Below are 16,294 nucleotides of genomic sequence, written 5' to 3' on the forward strand. Positions count from 1 at the left end.
GTTACTTATCAATAAGTTAAAACAGATATAAGCTTATAAAAAATATTCTTGCTCAATCCTCAAACTCAGGCTAGCGTTTATTCTTGACAGCGCTGACAGGAATACACCTGTTTGCGTCGGCTTCATATAAAACATTTAGAACCGGCACAAGTCGGTCATTGCCTGCGAGGAACTCGGAATGTCTCTGTTGATCCGTGGCGCCACCGTTATTACCCATGATGAAAGTTATCGCGCCGACGTCTATTGCGCCGACGGCGTGATCAAAGCCATCGGCGAAAATCTTGAAGTTCCGGCAGGTGCCGAAGTGCTCGACGGCAGCGGCCAATACCTGATGCCCGGCGGCATCGATCCGCACACGCACATGCAACTGCCCTTCATGGGCACGGTGGCCAGTGAAGACTTCTTCAGCGGTACTGCGGCGGGACTTGCCGGTGGCACGACGTCGATCATCGACTTTGTGATTCCCAATCCGCAGCAATCCTTGATGGAAGCCTTCCATCAGTGGCGCGGCTGGGCCGAGAAGTCGGCGTCGGATTACGGTTTCCATGTCGCGATCACCTGGTGGAGCGAACAGGTCCGCGAGGAAATGGCCGAGCTGGTCAGCCACCACGGGGTCAACAGCTTCAAGCATTTCATGGCCTACAAGAACGCGATCATGGCCGCCGACGATACGCTGGTGGCGAGTTTCGAGCGCTGCCTGGAATTGGGCGCGGTGCCGACCGTGCATGCGGAAAACGGTGAGCTGGTCTATCACCTGCAACGCAAGTTGATGGCCCAAGGCATGACCGGCCCGGAAGCGCATCCGTTGTCGCGCCCTTCGCAGGTGGAAGGTGAAGCGGCCAGTCGGGCGATCCGCATCGCCGAAACCCTGGGCACGCCGCTGTACCTGGTGCATGTTTCGACCAAGGAAGCCCTCGACGAAATCACCTACGCCCGCAGCAAGGGCCAACAAGTCTACGGCGAGGTCCTGGCCGGGCATTTGCTGCTGGACGACAGCGTCTATCAACACCCGGACTGGCAGACCGCCGCCGGTTACGTGATGAGCCCGCCCTTCCGTCCGCGCGGCCATCAAGAGGCACTTTGGCACGGTCTGCAATCGGGCAACCTGCACACCACCGCCACCGACCATTGCTGCTTCTGCGCCGAGCAAAAAGCCGCCGGCCGTGACGATTTCAGCAAGATCCCCAATGGCACGGCCGGTATCGAAGACCGCATGGCGGTGCTCTGGGATGAAGGGGTAAACACCGGGCGTTTGTCGATGCAGCACTTCGTGGCGCTCACATCCACCAATACCGCGAAGATCTTCAACCTCTACCCGCGCAAAGGCGCGATCCGCATCGGTGCGGACGCGGATCTGGTGCTGTGGGATCCGGAAGGTACGCGGACGATTTCGGCGAAGACTCACCACCAGCAAGTGGACTTCAACATCTTCGAAGGCAAAACCGTACGCGGTGTTCCGAGTCATACCGTCAGTCAGGGCCGGGTGGTGTGGGCCGATGGTGATTTGCGCGCCGAGCGTGGTGCCGGGCGGTATGTCGAGCGACCGGCGTATCCGGCAGTGTTTGATTTGCTGAGCAAGCGGGCTGAGTTGAACAAGCCGACGGCTGTGAAACGCTGAAAGCGGCCTTCGGCCTATCGCGAGCAAGCTCGCTCCCACAGGTTTGTGGACGCCCGAGATCCCTGTGGGAGCGAGCTTGCTCGCGATAGGGCCAGTCCAGACAACAAAAAAATCCAATGCCCGATAGAGGCATCACCTCAATTAACCGTGAGGCCAACACCGTGATCAAGACCCTGAACCACCTCCCGCATCCGCACGAGAATGCGGCCGCCCTCGCCGGCCATTTCACCGATCTGGCACCGCCGCTCAACGATCGCCAGGCCCATCTGGAAGCCTCGCGTTGCCTGTACTGCTACGACGCGCCCTGCGTGAATGCCTGCCCGAGCGAAATCGATATTCCGTCGTTCATCCGCAACATCCATCAGGAAAACGTTCAGGGCGCCGCGCAGAAAATCCTCTCGGCGAACATCCTCGGCGGCAGTTGCGCCCGGGTGTGCCCGACGGAAGTCCTTTGCCAGCAAGCCTGCGTGCGCAACAACGACCATGAATGCGCACCGGTGCTGATCGGCCTGTTGCAGCGTTACGCCGTCGACAACGCACACTTCAGCGAACACCCCTTCCAACGTGCTGCATCAACCGGCAAGCGCATCGCCGTGGTTGGCGCCGGTCCGGCCGGGTTGTCCTGCGCTCACCGCAGTGCCATGCACGGTCATGACGTGGTGATTTTCGAGGCGAGGGAAAAGGCTGGCGGCCTCAACGAATACGGGATCGCCAAGTACAAACTGGTGGACGACTACGCGCAGAAGGAGCTTGAGTTCCTATTGGAAATCGGCGGCATCGAAATCCGCCACGGGCAAAAACTTGGAGAAAACCTGACCTTAAGCGAGCTGCATCAGCAGTTCGACGCGGTGTTCCTCGGCCTCGGTCTGGCCGCCAGCAAACAGCTGGGGCTTGCTCATGAAGATGCACCCGGCCTGCTGGCCGCCACCGATTACATCCGCGAACTGCGTCAGGCCGATGACCTGACCCAACTCCCCCTCGCTGACCGTTGTATCGTTTTGGGTGCCGGCAACACCGCCATCGACATGGCGGTGCAAATGGCTCGCCTCGGGGCACGCGACGTCAACCTGGTGTACCGCCGCGGTGTCGAGGAAATGGGCGCCACCGGCCACGAACAGGACATCGCCAAAGCCAATCAAGTGCGTTTGCTGACTTGGGCACAACCCGAAGAAGTCCTGCTCGATGCTCAAGGCCAAGTACGCGGCATGCGCTTCGCCCGGACCTGGTTAGTCGACGGTCGCCTGCAAACCACCGGCGAAACGTTCGAACTGGCCGCTGACGCCATCTTCAAAGCCATCGGCCAGGCCTTCGACGCCAGCGCCCTCGCCGATCCGCTGGCCCGTGAACTCAAGCGCCAGGGTGAGCGGATTCAAGTGGACGAAAACCTGCGCACCAGCATCCCCGGCGTGTACGCCGGCGGCGACTGCACCAGCCTCGATCAGGACCTCACCGTGCAGGCGGTGCAGCACGGCAAACGGGCCGCCGAGGCCATCAACGCCCAACTCATGCTCAACGTGGAGGCTGCGTAAATGGCCGATCTCTCGATTGTCTTCGCCGGCATCAAAGCCCCCAATCCATTCTGGCTGGCCTCCGCGCCACCGACCGACAAGGCCTACAACGTGGTCCGCGCCTTCGAGGCCGGCTGGGGTGGCGTGGTCTGGAAAACCCTGGGTGAAGACCCGGCGGCGGTCAACGTGTCGTCGCGTTACTCGGCGCACTTTGGTGCCAACCGCGAAGTGGTGGGCTTCAACAACATCGAGCTGATCACTGATCGCTCGCTGGAGATCAACCTGCGGGAAATCACTCAGGTCAAAAAGGACTGGCCGGACCGTGCACTGATTGTGTCGCTGATGGTGCCCTGCGTCGAAGAATCCTGGAAATTCATTCTGCCGCTGGTGGAAGCCACCGGCGCCGATGGCATCGAGCTGAACTTCGGTTGCCCGCACGGTATGCCGGAGCGCGGCATGGGCGCGGCGGTCGGCCAGGTACCGGAGTATGTCGAGCAGGTCACCCGTTGGTGCAAGACGTATTGCTCGCTGCCGGTGATCGTCAAGCTCACGCCGAACATCACCGACATTCGCGTCGCCGCCCGCGCAGCTCATCGTGGCGGCGCGGATGCGGTGTCGCTGATCAACACGATCAACTCGATCACCAGCGTCAACCTGGAGCGCATGGTCGCCAATCCCGCGGTGGGCAACCAAAGCACCCACGGCGGTTATTGCGGTTCGGCGGTGAAGCCGATTGCGCTGAACATGGTCGCTGAAATCGCCCGCGATCCACAGACGCAAGGCCTGCCGATCTCCGGCATTGGCGGCATTGGCAGCTGGCGCGACGCGGCGGAATTCATCGCGCTGGGCAGCGGCTCGGTGCAGGTGTGCACGGCGGCGATGCTGCATGGCTTCCGGATTGTCGAGGAGATGAAGGACGGTTTATCGCGTTGGATGGACAGTCAAGGCTACGCCAGCGTGTCAGAGTTTTCCGGGCGTGCGGTGGGCAATACCACGGACTGGAAGTACCTGGACATCAACTATCAGGTGATTGCCAAGATTGACCAGGAGGCGTGCATTGGTTGCGGTCGTTGCCACATTGCTTGCGAAGATACTTCACACCAGGCGGTTGCGAGCCTGAAGCAGGCGGACGGGACGCATAAATATGAAGTGATTGATGATGAGTGCGTGGGGTGCAATCTGTGTCAGATCACGTGCCCGGTGCAGGATTGTATCGAGATGGTGCCGATGGAGAACGGGAAGCCGTTTCTGGATTGGAATCATGATCCGAGGAATCCGTATCACGTCGCTGTTTGATCGTTGAAGATCAAGGGATCGCAGCCTCGTTTCACTCGACAACTCCTACAAGGGATTGCGTAACCCTGTAGGAGCTGTCGAGTGAAACGAGACTGCGATCTTTTGATTCACGGCTCCAACCCAATCCCTCGCAAGATCACACTCGTCACCGTCTGCACCGCCCGCTCGAACTGCATGTCCGACAACGGCTGATGGTCATTCAGAATATTCACCTGATGATCAAAGTCGGCGTAGTGCTGGGTCGACGCCCAGATCATGTACAGCAGGCTCGAAGGTTCCACCGGCAGGATGCGTTTGTCGTCCACCCACTGGCGAATTTTCGCTTCTTTCATCTTGGCCCAGTCGTACAGACTGACGTCCAGTTTCTCACCCAGAGTCGGCGCACCATGGATGATTTCGTTGGCCCAGACCTTGGAGCCGTAAGGCCGGCTGCGGGAGTGGTTCATCTTGGCGCGGATGTAGCTGCTGAGCACCACGCGCGGGTCGTCGAACATCTCGAAGCATAGGGCATCCTGTTTCCACACTTCCAGCAAACCCAACAGCACTGCGCTGTACAGCTCACTCTTGGTGCTGAAGTAGTAATGCAGGTTGGAGCGCGGCAGTTGCACTTCGGCGGCGATGTCGGCCATGGCGGTGCCGCCGAAACCTTTTTCGGCGAAAACCTTTTCGGCCCCCAACAGAATTTTCTCGACGTTACTGCGACGAATCTCGATCTTGTGATTGCCCATGAGGGCTCCCTGACAACAGCGTTGCTCAAGACTAGCATCCGCTCTACCTCGCGGCGACAAGGGAAAACGAAACTTCGTACACCCAGCTTCTCGCAGGTAAACTGACCGCCCTTTCGAACCCGCCTCAGAGGTATTCCACGATGCTGCTCAAGAAAACCCTGACCACCGTCGCCCTGCTCGGCTCGCTGTTCGCCGCTTCATCGGTGTTTGCCCACGCCCATCTGAAAAGCCAGACCCCGGCCGCCGACAGCACAGTGACCGCGCCGTCGGAATTGCGCCTGGTGTTTTCCGAAGGCGTTGAAGCGACCTTTTCCAAGGTCACGATCAGCAAGGACGGCAGCGACGTGCCGGTGAAGAGCCTCGCCACCGAAGGCAGCGACAAGAAAACCCTGATCGTCACCCCGGCCGCACCGTTCGCTGCGGGTGCCTACAAAGTCGAATGGCACGCGGTGTCGGTCGATACCCACAAAAGCGAAGGTGCTTACAGCTTCAAGGTTGGCCAGTAATTCATGTCGAGCGCGATGGTGCTGTGCCGCTTTCTGCATTTCACCGTCGTGCTGATGCTATTCGGGGCCTGGGTGTTCAGGCCTCTGCTGGTCAATGGCGATGCTGGAAATCTGGATCAGCGACTGACGAAAACTAGCCGCTGGCTGGCGGCGGTGGCGTTGGTCACTGGCGTTAGCTGGTTGCTGCTGATCACCGCCAGCATGGCCGGTTCGTGGGACGCGGCATTCGATCCGTCAACCCTGCAACTGGTGCTGGGCAAGACGTTTTTCGGGCAGGTCTGGCGCTGGCACTTGCTGCTCAATGCGTTGTTGGTCGCGCTGCTAATGACGCCATTGCGCTCAAACCTACCCCTGCGAATCGGCCTCGCCAGCCTGCTGCTGGCCACCCTAGCCCCGGTCGGCCACGGAGCCATGCTCGACGGCCTCAACGCCCAATTGCTGATCCTCAATCAAATCATTCACCTGACCTGCGTCGGCGCCTGGCTCGGCGGCTTGATGTTGTTGGTAATGATCCTGCGGCAGCCGGCAGAGCATTCCATCAAAGCGACCTTGCAACGCTTCAGCGGCGTTGGTTACGTATTGGTGGCGGGGTTGGTGATGACCGGTTTGATCAACGTACGGGTACTCACCGGGCAGTTCTGGCCGACGCCGCTGCTGTCCGGGTTTGCGCTGATTCTGTTGATCAAGGTTGTGCTGGTCGCCGCGATGCTGGGGTTGGCGTTGTTCAATCGGTTGCGGATCAAGCATTGCGAGCAACGACTGCCAACGCTGAAAACCAGCGTGATCATGGAATGGTTTCTGGGGATGGGAGCGGTGGCTGCCGTTTCTTTACTCGGCACGATGCCGCCGATGATCGTGAGCTAAAACACAAAACCCTGTGGGATCGCCGCACCGCCGCTCCCACAGGGGTTCTTCGACATGCCCCTGATTGAGCCGAGTCATCGTACAACTTCTGATTGACATTCCCTGTAACACTTGCAAATAATCCGCCCCGATGTTGTACGACGACGTATAACAAAAAATAAAAACAACAAGAAACACGGGAGCGTCACTGTGAGCAAGCTCGTCCGCAATTCCTCCGTTTGCACCCCTCGCCCAGCCTTCGCACTCCGTCATACCCTGAGCCTGATCGGTTGCAGCAGCCTGGCCCTCGCCCTGCCCATGACCAGTCATGCCGAAGGTTTCGTCGATGACGCCAAAGCCACGCTGAACCTGCGCAACTTCTACATCAACCGCAACTTCACGAACCCGGCCTACCCGCAGGGCAAGGCTGAAGAGTGGACGCAAAGCTTCATCCTCGATGCCAAATCCGGATTCACCCAGGGCCCCGTCGGGTTCGGCATGGATGTGCTGGGCCTGTACTCGGAAAAACTCGACGGAGGCAAAGGCACGCGCGGTACCTCGTTGCTGCCGATTCATGACGACGGTCGCCCGGCCGACAATTTCGGGCGCCTGGGTGTGGCGCTGAAAGGGAAAGTTTCGAAAACCGAATTGAAGGTCGGCGAATGGATGCCGGTGTTGCCGATCCTGCGCTCCGACGACGGCCGCTCCCTGCCGCAAACCTTCCGTGGTGGTCAGGTGACATCCACCGAGATCAGTGGCCTGACGCTCTACGGCGGCCAGTTCCGCGCCAACAGCCCGCGCAACGATGCGAGCATGCAAGACATGTTCATGAACGGCAAATCGGCTGCCTTCACCTCGGACCGTTTCAACTTTGGCGGCGGTGAATATGCGTTCAACGAGAAGCGCACCCAGGTCGGCGTCTGGTACGCGCAACTCAGCGACATTTATCAGCAGCAGTATTTCAACCTGAGCCACAGCCAGCCCATCGGCGACTGGACCCTCGGCGCCAACCTTGGCTACTTCATCGGCAAGGAAGACGGCAGCGCCCTGGCCGGTGACCTCGACAACAAAACCGCGTTCGCCATGCTCTCGGCCAAATACGGCGGCAGCACCTTCTTTGTCGGCCTGCAAAAACTCACCGGCGACGATGTCTGGATGCGGGTCAACGGCACCAGCGGCGGGACCCTGGCCAACGACAGCTACAACTCCAGCTACGACAACGCCAAGGAAAAATCCTGGCAGCTGCGCCACGACTACAATTTTGTGGCGCTCGGCATTCCCGGCCTGACGATGATGAACCGCTACATCAGCGGCGATAACGTGCACACAGGCACCATTACCGACGGCAAGGAATGGGGCCGCGAGTCAGAACTGGCTTACACCGTGCAGAGCGGCGCGCTGAAGAATCTCAACGTCAAATGGCGTAATGCGTCGATCCGCAAGGACTTCAGCACCAATGAATTCGACGAAAACCGCATTATCATCAACTACCCGATCTCGTTGTTGTAAGCCGGGTATTACGACAAGGTTGAAAATCCCCGATTTGTGCCACAACTCGCTCTTTGTAGCAGCTGGCGAAGCCTGCGTTCGACTGCTAAGCAGTCGTAAACCCTGCGCACGTGATTTTCCTGATGCACCGCGTCGGCTGATTTTACGACTGCTTAGCAGCCGAACGCAGGCTTCGCCAGCTGCTACATCGATCGCGGGGCGAGCAGACCCTTCGTCAATTTCAATTGATGTGTCGTTGACAACCACCAGAATGGCTAACGATACTTCAAACTAGTCGTACGACAACCTACAACAAATTCAATAACAATGACTGCTTGTTCAGGGACTTCCATGACCATCACTACTCAAGCCCGCGCTCCTTTCAATCGTCTCCTCCTGACCGGTGCCGCCGGTGGCCTCGGCAAAGTCCTGCGCGAACGCCTGCGGCCCTACGCCAATGTAATTCGCCTGTCGGACATCACTGACATCGCCCCGGCCATCGATGACCGTGAAGAAGTCGTGCCCTGCGACCTGGCAGACAAGCAAGCAGTCCATCAGTTGGTTGAAGGCGTGGACGCAATCCTGCACTTTGGTGGCGTGTCGACGGAGCACTCGTTCGAAGAGATCCTCGGCGCCAACATCTGCGGCGTCTTTCACATCTACGAAGCCGCTCGCCGTCATGGTGTGAAGCGGGTGATTTTCGCCAGTTCCAACCACGTGATCGGCTTCTATAAGCAGGATGAAGTCATCGACGCCCACTCCCCTCGCCGCCCGGACAGCTACTACGGCTTGTCCAAGTCCTACGGCGAAGACATGGCCAGTTTCTACTTCGATCGCTATGGCATCGAGACCGTCAGCGTGCGCATCGGCTCCTCGTTCGCGGAACCGCTCAACCGCCGAATGATGAGCACCTGGTTGAGCTTCGGCGACCTGACTCAATTGCTCGAATGCGCGCTGTACGCCCCCAATGTCGGCCACACCGTGGTCTACGGCATGTCCGACAACAAGAACGTCTGGTGGGACAACCGTTTCGCCACCTGCCTGGGTTATGAACCTCAGGACAGTTCCGAAGTGTTCCGCGAAAAAGTCGAAGCCCAACCGATGCCGGCCGCTGACGACCCGGCTCGGGTCTACCAGGGTGGTGCGTTTGTCGCGTCCGGCCCGTTCGGCGACTGAACCCGCGTAAATCACTTGATCCCAACAACAAAAACCCGAGGGGATGAGTTGTCATGCAAGCCGAATTGATTGTCGATGCTCGCAACGCAGTCGGTGAATGCCCGGTCTGGGTCCCCGAGGAAAACGCCCTGTATTGGGTTGATATTCCGGCCGGCGGACTTCAGCGCTGGAGCGCCGAAACCGGCCATGTTCACGCCTGGACAGCACCGGAAATGCTCGCCTGCATTGCACGTCACAGCAACGGCGGCTGGGTTGCCGGGATGCAAAGCGGGTTCTTTCATCTGCACCCGCATAACGATGGCAGCCTCGACAGCAACCTCCTGGCTCCGGTCGAACACGCCCGCACCGATATGCGCCTGAACGATGGTCGCTGCGATCGTCAGGGGCGCTTCTGGGCGGGCAGCATGGTGCTGAACATGGGGGCCAACGCTGCCGACGGCTCGCTTTACCGCTACAGCGCCGGGCAACGCGGGCCACTCGAGGCGCAACTCAGCGGGTTTATCGTGCCCAACGGCCTGGGTTTCAGCCCGGACGGGCGAACGATGTACCTGTCTGACTCTCATCCCCTGGTCCAGCAAATCTGGGCCTTTGACTACGACACCGACAGCGGCACACCGTCCAACCGGCGGCTGTTTGTCGACATGCATCAACTCCCTGGTCGTCCCGACGGGGCGGCGGTCGATGCCGAAGGCGGCTACTGGATTTGTGCCAATGACGCCGGGCTGATTCACCGTTTCAGTCCCGATGGCCGACTGGACCGTTCCCTCGCCGTACCGGTGAAAAAACCGAGCATGTGCGCCTTCGGCGGCAGTCGTCTGGACACATTGTTCGTGACCTCGATCCGCCCCGGCGACGACCATGACGAACAGTCGCTGGCCGGCGGTGTGTTCGCCCTCAATCCCGGGGTGAAAGGTTTGCCGGAGCCGAAGGTAATATGACGCCAACGTTGCTGAACCTCGAAGACGAATTCACCCATCTCACCCTCGCCCCGGAACTCGGTGGCAGCATCGTCAACTGGAGCGTGCGCGGCACGGGTTTGCCGCTGTTGCGCCACAGCGATGCTCACGCGCTGAACACCGGTCTGCCGGGAAAACTCGGGTGTTTTCCCTTGGCACCGTGGTCGAACCGCATTGCCGAAGGCGGCTTTGAATGCCCCGATGGCTGGCTGGCGCTGACACCCAACAGCCTCACCGATCCCCTGCCGATTCACGGCAGCGCCTGGCAACAGCCGTGGCAGGTAGTTTCGCAGGCGCGCGATGAAGTCGTCCTGCAACTCGACAGCACCACGCCCTTCGCCTATCGCGCCCGGCAACGATTCCATCTGCGCGAAGGCAAGCTGAGCATTGATCTTAAGGTCACCCATCTGGACGAAAGCCCTGCCTGGCATGGGCTCGGCTTGCATCCCTACTTTCCGCGTACCACGGGCACCCAGTTGCAGGCGCAGGCCCGGCGCGTCTGGTTGTGTGACGGGACCAAACTGCCGACACACCTCAGTGCGTTGCCGGCCGAATGGGATTTCCAGTCGCTCAAGGCGCTGCCCGACACATTGGTCGACAACGGCTTCTGCGAATGGGACGGCCACTGCCTGATCCGCCAGCCAGCGCTGGGCTATGAGCTGGAATGCCGCGCCACCGGCAGCGATTACTTCCTGCTCTACTGCCCGGTGGGCCTGGATTTTTTCTGTATCGAACCGGTGAGCCACCCGGTCAACGCGCATCACCTGCCCGGTCGACCGGGGTTGCGATTGCTGGCGCAAGGCGAGTCAGCCGAGCTCGGTTTCAGCCTGCACTATCGCTACCCTAGCAACTGACTCAGCACCGCACGCAACTTGCCGGGTTTCACCGGTTTGTTCAGCAGCGGTGCATCGAGTCTCTGCAATGAGCGCCGACACTGGTCCGTGCGGTCTGCGGTGATGATGACCGCCGGAATCACCTGGTGGTAATGCTCGCGCAAATGCCTGACCACATCACAACCCACCACCCCGTGATCGAGGTGGTAGTCCGCCAGAATCAGTTCCGGCGGTCGCCCCTGCAAAGCGGCCAGTGCGGAAAATTCATCCGTGGCCGTGACCACCTCGCAGCCCCACTGCCCAAGCAGCGCGCTCATGCTTTCGAGGATGCTCACTTCATTGTCCAGTACCAGCAAACGTCGGCCCGGCAATGGATTGCCGTTGCCTGGTTGTGGTGCCGCCAGACTGATCGGCAGCGGAATTTCATGGGAAATCGGCACGTCGATGCTGAACATCGAACCGCGCCCCGGCAACGAATGAACCCCGACTTTATAGCCGAGGATCTTTGCAATCCGTTCAACGATCGCCAACCCCAGGCCCACACCCTTACGGTCGGCGGCGCGTCCGACGTCCAGTTGGTTGAACTCGAGGAAGATCGAATCCAGTCGGTCCGCCGCGATCCCGCGCCCGGTGTCCCAGACTTCCAGGCGCAGCATTTCACCCCGGCGTCTGGCACCCAGCAGGATGCTGCCCTCGTCGGTGTAGCGGCAGGCGTTGCTGAGGAAGTTGCGCAGAATCCGCGTCATCAGGCGCAAGTCAGTGCTGATGGCGTAATCGCCCATGTGCACCCGCAAGTTCAACCCTGCGGCTTCGGCCACTGACTGGAACTCCGACACCAGCGGCGCGAGCAATTCGTCGAGACGGTACAGCGCAATGTCCGGTTTGACCGCCGCCTGATCGAGCCGGGAAATATCCAGCAAATCGGTGAGCAAATCCTCCGCCCCTTCCAGCGCCTGATGCGTACGCTCCACCAGCACCTGTTCGACGTCGGGAAGCTTGCGTTCGCGCAAGGTGGAGATCAGCAAACGCGCGGCATTGAGCGGTTGCAGCAGGTCATGACTGGCGGCGGCGAGGTATTTGTCCTTGCTGCGGTTGGCGGCCTCGGCGGCGTCCCGGGCATCGCGCAAGGCTTGGGCGATCTGTTTACGCTGGGTGATCTGCTGTTGCAGGTTGCGGTTGGCTTCCAGCAACTCGTCGGTGCGCGCGGTGACGCGCTGCTCCAGTTCGTCGTTGAGTTGCTGCAGGCGCTGCTGGGCGAGTTTGCGTTCGGTGATGTCGGCGACAAAACCCTCCACCAGCCCTTCCTGATCGGGCTTGAGCAACAGGTTCATCAGCACGTCGAGGCTGCTGCCATCCTTGCGCCGCAATTGGGTTTCGTAGCCGAGCAGGCTGCGCTCGCGCTTGAGCAGTTCACCGATGTTTTCCAGTTCTTGAGCGCCGCCGACAAACAGGTTGCTCGCCAGATCAGCCAGCGAGAACAGCACTTCCTGAGGGTCCTGATAGCCGAGCATCCGCGCCAGGGCCGGGTTGGCGGCACGCATGCCTTCCAGGAGGCTTGCCTGAAAGATTCCGTGGACCGCATTTTCGAACAGCCATTTGTAGCGATTGCGCTCGGTTTCCAGCTCGTCGAGGCGCGCGGCCAGTTCCGGGTAATGGCTCTTGCGCGCCGAGTGGCTGCCTAATCCCAGTAACCCCGCCAGCGCCCGTTGCTGTTCGTCAGAGGGCTTCGCCATAGACGACCTCGACATCACGCTGACTGGACTCGCGCGGGTTGGTCAAGATGCACGGGTCGTGCATGGCGTGTTGTGACAGGAACGGAATGTCCGCAGTGCTGACCCCGTGCAATCCCAGGGTTTCGTGGAAGCCGATCGCATGTTTCAGAGCGATCAGATGTTCGACCAGACGCCCGCAAATCTGCCGGTGATTCAAGCCCCGGCAATCGATGCCAAAGGTCTCGGCGATCACCTTAAAGCGTTCCGGTGCCGAGTTGTAGTTGAACGCCACCACGTGTTCCACCAACACCGCGTTGCACAGTCCATGAGGCAAGTCGAGAAAGCCACCGAGGCTGTGGGACATGGCGTGCACCGCACCGAGGATCGCGTTGGAGAACGCCAGCCCGGCCTGCATGCTGCCGAGCATGATTTTCTCGCGCAGGGCGATGTCGTTCGGATTGGCGATCATCTGCACCAGGTTGCCGTTGATCAGGCGCATCGCCTCCAGCGCATGGGGATCGGTCAACGGCCCGTGACCGGTTGACACAAACGCTTCGATGGCATGCACCAACGCATCGATGCCGGTACAGGCCGACAGGAACGGGTCCATGCTCAACGTGGTTTCCGGGTCGATCAGCGACACATCCGGGACCACCGCCTTACTGACGATGGAGAACTTCATGCGTTCTTGCTGGTTGGAGATGATCACGAATTGCGAGACATCGGCCGAGGTGCCGGCGGTGGTTGGAATCAGGATCAGCGGCGGGCTGGGGATACGGATGGTGTCCACGCCTTCGAATTCGAGGATGCTGCGTCCATGGGCGACGACAATGCCGATGCCTTTGCCGCAATCCATCGGGCTGCCGCCACCGACGGCCACGATCACATCGCAATGGTTTTCCCGGTACAGATCGGCGCCGAGCATCACTTCTTCGACCCGCGGGTTGGGCGAGACCGCGCTGTACAGGAAATACTCGATGCCCTGGGCTTGCAGGCTGGCCTCGACATCGGCGACCCAACCGGCGGCAATCACACCGGGATCGCTGACCAGCAGCACCTTGCGGGCACCAAAGGTTTTGGCGCAATTGCCGACGTTGTGCCGGCAGCCGGCACCAAAGATGATTTCAGGCGAAACGAATTTACGCAGCTGGCTGAGACTCTGGCTCATTGGAAAGCCTGTTTTTATTGTTTTGGAAGGTAACGTCCACACTAAAGCATCCGGCTGTGAATGCAATCAGACCAATGGGTAGCAGGCTGGGTGTACTCAAATCTTGTATCCACCGCAGATCAACTGTGGGAGCGGGCTTGCTCGCGAAAGCGGTGGGTCAATCGACATCAATGTTGAATGTAAAGCCGCCTTCGCGAGCAAGCCCGCTCCCACAGGGGATTTGTGTCGGACGCACCTTTTCGATTCACCCGCGATAGATCAATCGCGAAGCCTTCTCGTTACGCAACGTCAGGTGTTCCATGCCCAGCCCCGGGGCCTCGGCTTCCTCGCGAGCCTTGAGAATCACACCGTGGTGCGGGGATTTGCTGCACACCGGGTCCGCGTTGGCGGCGTCGCCGGTCAGCATGAATGCCTGGCAGCGGCAGCCGCCCAGGTCCTTGTGCTTTTCATCGCAGGAGCGGCACGGCTCTTTCATCCAGTCATCGCCACGAAAGCGATTGAAACCGAAAGAATCAGTCCAGATATGCTCGATGCTGTGCTCGCGCACATTGGGGAACTGCACCGGCAACTGGCGGGCGCTGTGGCAAGGCAACGCCGTGCCGTCGGGGGTGATGTCGAGAAACAGATTGGCCCAGCCGTTCATGCAGGTCTTGGGACGCTCTTCGTAGTAATCCGGGGTGACGAAGATCAGCTTGCACGGGTGGCCCTGCGCTTCAAGACGCTCGCGATATGAGTGGGTGATGCGCTCGGCACGCTGCAATTGTTCGCGCGTGGGCAACAGGCCAACCCGGTTGAGCTCGGCCCAGCCGTAGAACTGGCACGTCGCCAATTCGACGAAATCCGCCTCCAGCTCCAGGCACAAGTCGATGATCTGCGCGATCTGGTCGATGTTGTGGCGATGGGTGACGAAGTTCAGCACCATCGGATAACCCTGGGCCTTTACCGCCCGGGCCATCGCCAGTTTCTGGGCGAAGGCCTTGCGCGAGCCGGCGAGCATGTTGTTCACCGCTTCGTCGGCGGCCTGGAAGCTGATCTGGATATGGTCCAGCCCCGCGACCTTGAAATCGTGCACTTTCTGCTCGGTCAGGCCGATGCCCGAGGTGATCAGGTTGGTGTAGTAACCCATGTCCCGGGCGGCTTTGATGAGTTCGGCCAGGTCCTGGCGAACCAACGGTTCACCGCCGGAAAAGCCCAACTGCGCGGCACCCATCTCTCTGGCTTCGCGGAACACCCTGATCCACTCTTCGGTGCTCAGCTCTTCGCCTGATTGGGCAAAGTCCAGCGGGTTGGAGCAATACGGGCATTGCAGCGGGCAACGATAGGTCAGCTCCGCCAACAGCCACAGCGGCGGGCCCGGAGGCGAGTCACTCGATCCAGAATTGAGCATGGGCCACCTCCAGAAACGCCAGCACATCTTCGTCGATCCCCGGTACGCCGGGGAAATTCGCAGACAGTCGATCAATGATCGCCGCGACACTGCGCTGGCCGTCCACCAGATCGAGGATCTGCCCGGCACTGTCGTTAAGTTTGATCATGCCTTCGGGGTACAGCAGCACGTGACAGTCCTGACGAGGTTCCCATTGCAGGCGAAAACCCTGACGCAGCGACGGTGATTGCTCGCGGTTGATCAGGCTCACAGGGCAATCCCCCGGTGCCAGACGTTCTCGGTGGTGACGGTGTGATACGGCGGGCGCTCCAGCTCGTAGGCCATGCTCATGGCGTCGAGCATGCTCCACAGCACGTCGAGCTTGAATTGCAGGATTTCCAGCATGCGTTGCTGGCCTTCGACCGTGACGTAATGCGCGAGGGTGATGCGCAAACCATGCTCGACATCCCGTCGAGCCTGACTCAGGCGATTACGGAAATAGTCGTAACCGCCGACGTCGATCCAAGGGTAATGGGTTGGCCAGGCATCGAGTCGGGATTGGTGGATCTGTGGCGCAAATAGCTCGGTCAGCGAACTGCTGGCGGCTTCCTGCCAACAGGCGCGACGGGCGAAATTGACGTAGGCGTCGACGGCGAAACGGACACCGGGCAGCACCAATTCCTGTGAGAGGATTTGCTCGCGATCCAGCCCCACCGCTTCGCCCAGCCGCAGCCAGGCTTCGATCCCGCCTTCGCTGCCGGGCACGCCGTCGTGATCGAGGATTCGTTGCAGCCATTCCCGGCGCACGTCGCGGTCCGGGCAGTTGGCGAGAATTGCGGCGTCCTTCAGGGGGATGTTCACCTGATAGTAGAAGCGATTGGCGACCCAGCCCTGAATCTGCTCACGACTGGAGCGCCCGCCGTACATGGCTTGGTGGAACGGATGATGGATGTGGTAATAGGCGCCTTTGGCGCGCAGGGCCGCTTCGAATTCGGCGGGGGACATCAGTGTGTCGTTCATTGCGGTTCTCCTGGAAGCACTGCGGTGTCTGTTCTGGCCTCTTCGCGAGCAAGCCCGCTCCCACATTGGTTCTCTG

The 16,294-nt window shown here is 60.1% G+C and carries 15 protein-coding genes; 9 read left to right on the plus strand and 6 right to left on the minus strand.

The features are described from left to right. Nucleotides 1–178 precede the first annotated feature (178 nt). The 3 genes from hydA to preA all read left to right on the plus strand — a co-directional run bounded on the left by hydA (nucleotide 179) and on the right by preA (nucleotide 4,422). Complete coding sequence (gene hydA / locus E3W21_RS20540; RefSeq protein ID WP_134421654.1) at nucleotides 179–1,618, plus strand: dihydropyrimidinase; 1,440 nt, start codon at nucleotides 179–181, stop codon at nucleotides 1,616–1,618. Nucleotides 1,619–1,779: 161 nt separating this feature from the next. Beyond that, nucleotides 1,780–3,147, plus strand: coding sequence for an NAD(P)-dependent oxidoreductase (locus tag E3W21_RS20545; RefSeq protein WP_134421709.1), 1,368 nt, complete (start codon nucleotides 1,780–1,782; stop codon nucleotides 3,145–3,147). Continuing rightward, nucleotides 3,148–4,422 (plus strand): NAD-dependent dihydropyrimidine dehydrogenase subunit PreA, encoded by a 1,275-nt coding sequence (gene preA, locus E3W21_RS20550; protein WP_134421655.1) that lies wholly within the window; start codon nucleotides 3,148–3,150, stop codon nucleotides 4,420–4,422. A gap of 107 nt (nucleotides 4,423–4,529) precedes the next feature. On the opposite strand, the gene E3W21_RS20555 is transcribed toward preA, so the two are convergent. Further along, nucleotides 4,530–5,150 (minus strand): TetR/AcrR family transcriptional regulator, encoded by a 621-nt coding sequence (locus E3W21_RS20555; protein ID WP_008149783.1) that lies wholly within the window; start codon nucleotides 5,148–5,150, stop codon nucleotides 4,530–4,532. A gap of 140 nt (nucleotides 5,151–5,290) precedes the next feature. Here E3W21_RS20555 and copC point away from each other — a divergent pair, with 140 nt between their 5' ends. The 6 genes from copC (at nucleotide 5,291) to E3W21_RS20585 (ending at nucleotide 10,973) form a co-directional block, all read left to right on the plus strand. Further along, nucleotides 5,291–5,656, plus strand: a complete 366-nt coding sequence (gene copC / locus E3W21_RS20560; protein ID WP_134421656.1) for a copper homeostasis periplasmic binding protein CopC — start codon at nucleotides 5,291–5,293, stop codon at nucleotides 5,654–5,656. A gap of 3 nt (nucleotides 5,657–5,659) precedes the next feature. Continuing rightward, nucleotides 5,660–6,520, plus strand: coding sequence for a copper homeostasis membrane protein CopD (copD, locus tag E3W21_RS20565; protein WP_134421657.1), 861 nt, complete (start codon nucleotides 5,660–5,662; stop codon nucleotides 6,518–6,520). 189 nt (nucleotides 6,521–6,709) lie between these two features. Then, nucleotides 6,710–8,008 (plus strand): OprD family porin, encoded by a 1,299-nt coding sequence (locus tag E3W21_RS20570; protein WP_129444844.1) that lies wholly within the window; start codon nucleotides 6,710–6,712, stop codon nucleotides 8,006–8,008. A 330-nt stretch (nucleotides 8,009–8,338) separates the two neighbouring features. Then, nucleotides 8,339–9,163, plus strand: coding sequence for an NAD(P)-dependent oxidoreductase (locus E3W21_RS20575; protein ID WP_134421658.1), 825 nt, complete (start codon nucleotides 8,339–8,341; stop codon nucleotides 9,161–9,163). Nucleotides 9,164–9,216: 53 nt separating this feature from the next. Beyond that, nucleotides 9,217–10,101: an SMP-30/gluconolactonase/LRE family protein gene (locus E3W21_RS20580; RefSeq protein ID WP_134421659.1), complete on the plus strand. Its 885-nt coding sequence runs from the start codon at nucleotides 9,217–9,219 to the stop codon at nucleotides 10,099–10,101. Beyond that, a complete protein-coding gene (locus E3W21_RS20585; RefSeq protein WP_134421660.1) occupies nucleotides 10,098–10,973 on the plus strand; it encodes an aldose 1-epimerase in 876 nt (291 codons plus the stop codon). Before E3W21_RS20580 ends, E3W21_RS20585 begins: the two co-directional genes overlap by 4 nt. Here the strand turns inward: E3W21_RS20585 and E3W21_RS20590 are convergent. From E3W21_RS20590 to pqqC, 5 genes are all read right to left on the minus strand, one after another. Beyond that, entirely contained in the window at nucleotides 10,958–12,685 is a 1,728-nt protein-coding gene (locus tag E3W21_RS20590) for a NahK/ErcS family hybrid sensor histidine kinase/response regulator (protein WP_134421661.1), read from the minus strand. The genes E3W21_RS20585 and E3W21_RS20590 overlap by 16 nt on opposite strands. Beyond that, entirely contained in the window at nucleotides 12,669–13,832 is a 1,164-nt protein-coding gene (ercA, locus tag E3W21_RS20595) for an alcohol dehydrogenase-like regulatory protein ErcA (RefSeq protein WP_129444849.1), read from the minus strand. The genes E3W21_RS20590 and ercA overlap by 17 nt, the downstream gene beginning before the upstream one ends. A gap of 244 nt (nucleotides 13,833–14,076) precedes the next feature. Beyond that, the gene (pqqE, locus tag E3W21_RS20605) at nucleotides 14,077–15,219 is read right to left on the minus strand and encodes a pyrroloquinoline quinone biosynthesis protein PqqE (RefSeq protein ID WP_134421663.1); all 1,143 of its coding nucleotides are present in this window, start codon (nucleotides 15,217–15,219) and stop codon (nucleotides 14,077–14,079) included. Then, nucleotides 15,197–15,469 carry a pyrroloquinoline quinone biosynthesis peptide chaperone PqqD gene (gene pqqD / locus E3W21_RS20610; RefSeq protein ID WP_129444851.1) on the minus strand — a complete coding sequence of 91 codons (273 nt, stop codon included), beginning with the start codon at nucleotides 15,467–15,469 and terminating at the stop codon, nucleotides 15,197–15,199. Before pqqD ends, pqqE begins: the two co-directional genes overlap by 23 nt. Beyond that, nucleotides 15,466–16,218: a pyrroloquinoline-quinone synthase PqqC gene (gene pqqC / locus E3W21_RS20615; protein ID WP_134421664.1), complete on the minus strand. Its 753-nt coding sequence runs from the start codon at nucleotides 16,216–16,218 to the stop codon at nucleotides 15,466–15,468. The genes pqqD and pqqC overlap by 4 nt, the downstream gene beginning before the upstream one ends. Nucleotides 16,219–16,294: the final 76 nt, after the last annotated feature.

Source organism: Pseudomonas sp. F01002, from assembly GCF_004402115.1.
GTDB lineage: Bacteria > Pseudomonadota > Gammaproteobacteria > Pseudomonadales > Pseudomonadaceae > Aquipseudomonas > Aquipseudomonas frigoris.

Excerpts from the sequence above, each read along its gene's own strand:
- hydA (WP_134421654.1), top strand. The coding sequence starts at position 179 with ATGTCTCTGTTGATCCGTGGCGCCACCGTTATTACCCATGATGAAAGT.
- preA (WP_134421655.1), top strand. The coding sequence starts at position 3,148 with ATGGCCGATCTCTCGATTGTCTTCGCCGGCATCAAAGCCCCCAATCCA.
- E3W21_RS20555 (WP_008149783.1), bottom strand. The coding sequence starts at position 5,150 with ATGGGCAATCACAAGATCGAGATTCGTCGCAGTAACGTCGAGAAAATT.
- copC (WP_134421656.1), top strand. The coding sequence starts at position 5,291 with ATGCTGCTCAAGAAAACCCTGACCACCGTCGCCCTGCTCGGCTCGCTG.
- copD (WP_134421657.1), top strand. The coding sequence starts at position 5,660 with ATGTCGAGCGCGATGGTGCTGTGCCGCTTTCTGCATTTCACCGTCGTG.
- E3W21_RS20575 (WP_134421658.1), top strand. The coding sequence starts at position 8,339 with ATGACCATCACTACTCAAGCCCGCGCTCCTTTCAATCGTCTCCTCCTG.
- E3W21_RS20580 (WP_134421659.1), top strand. The coding sequence starts at position 9,217 with ATGCAAGCCGAATTGATTGTCGATGCTCGCAACGCAGTCGGTGAATGC.
- E3W21_RS20585 (WP_134421660.1), top strand. The coding sequence starts at position 10,098 with ATGACGCCAACGTTGCTGAACCTCGAAGACGAATTCACCCATCTCACC.
- E3W21_RS20590 (WP_134421661.1), bottom strand. The coding sequence starts at position 12,685 with ATGGCGAAGCCCTCTGACGAACAGCAACGGGCGCTGGCGGGGTTACTG.
- ercA (WP_129444849.1), bottom strand. The coding sequence starts at position 13,832 with ATGAGCCAGAGTCTCAGCCAGCTGCGTAAATTCGTTTCGCCTGAAATC.
- pqqE (WP_134421663.1), bottom strand. The coding sequence starts at position 15,219 with ATGCTCAATTCTGGATCGAGTGACTCGCCTCCGGGCCCGCCGCTGTGG.
- pqqC (WP_134421664.1), bottom strand. The coding sequence starts at position 16,218 with ATGAACGACACACTGATGTCCCCCGCCGAATTCGAAGCGGCCCTGCGC.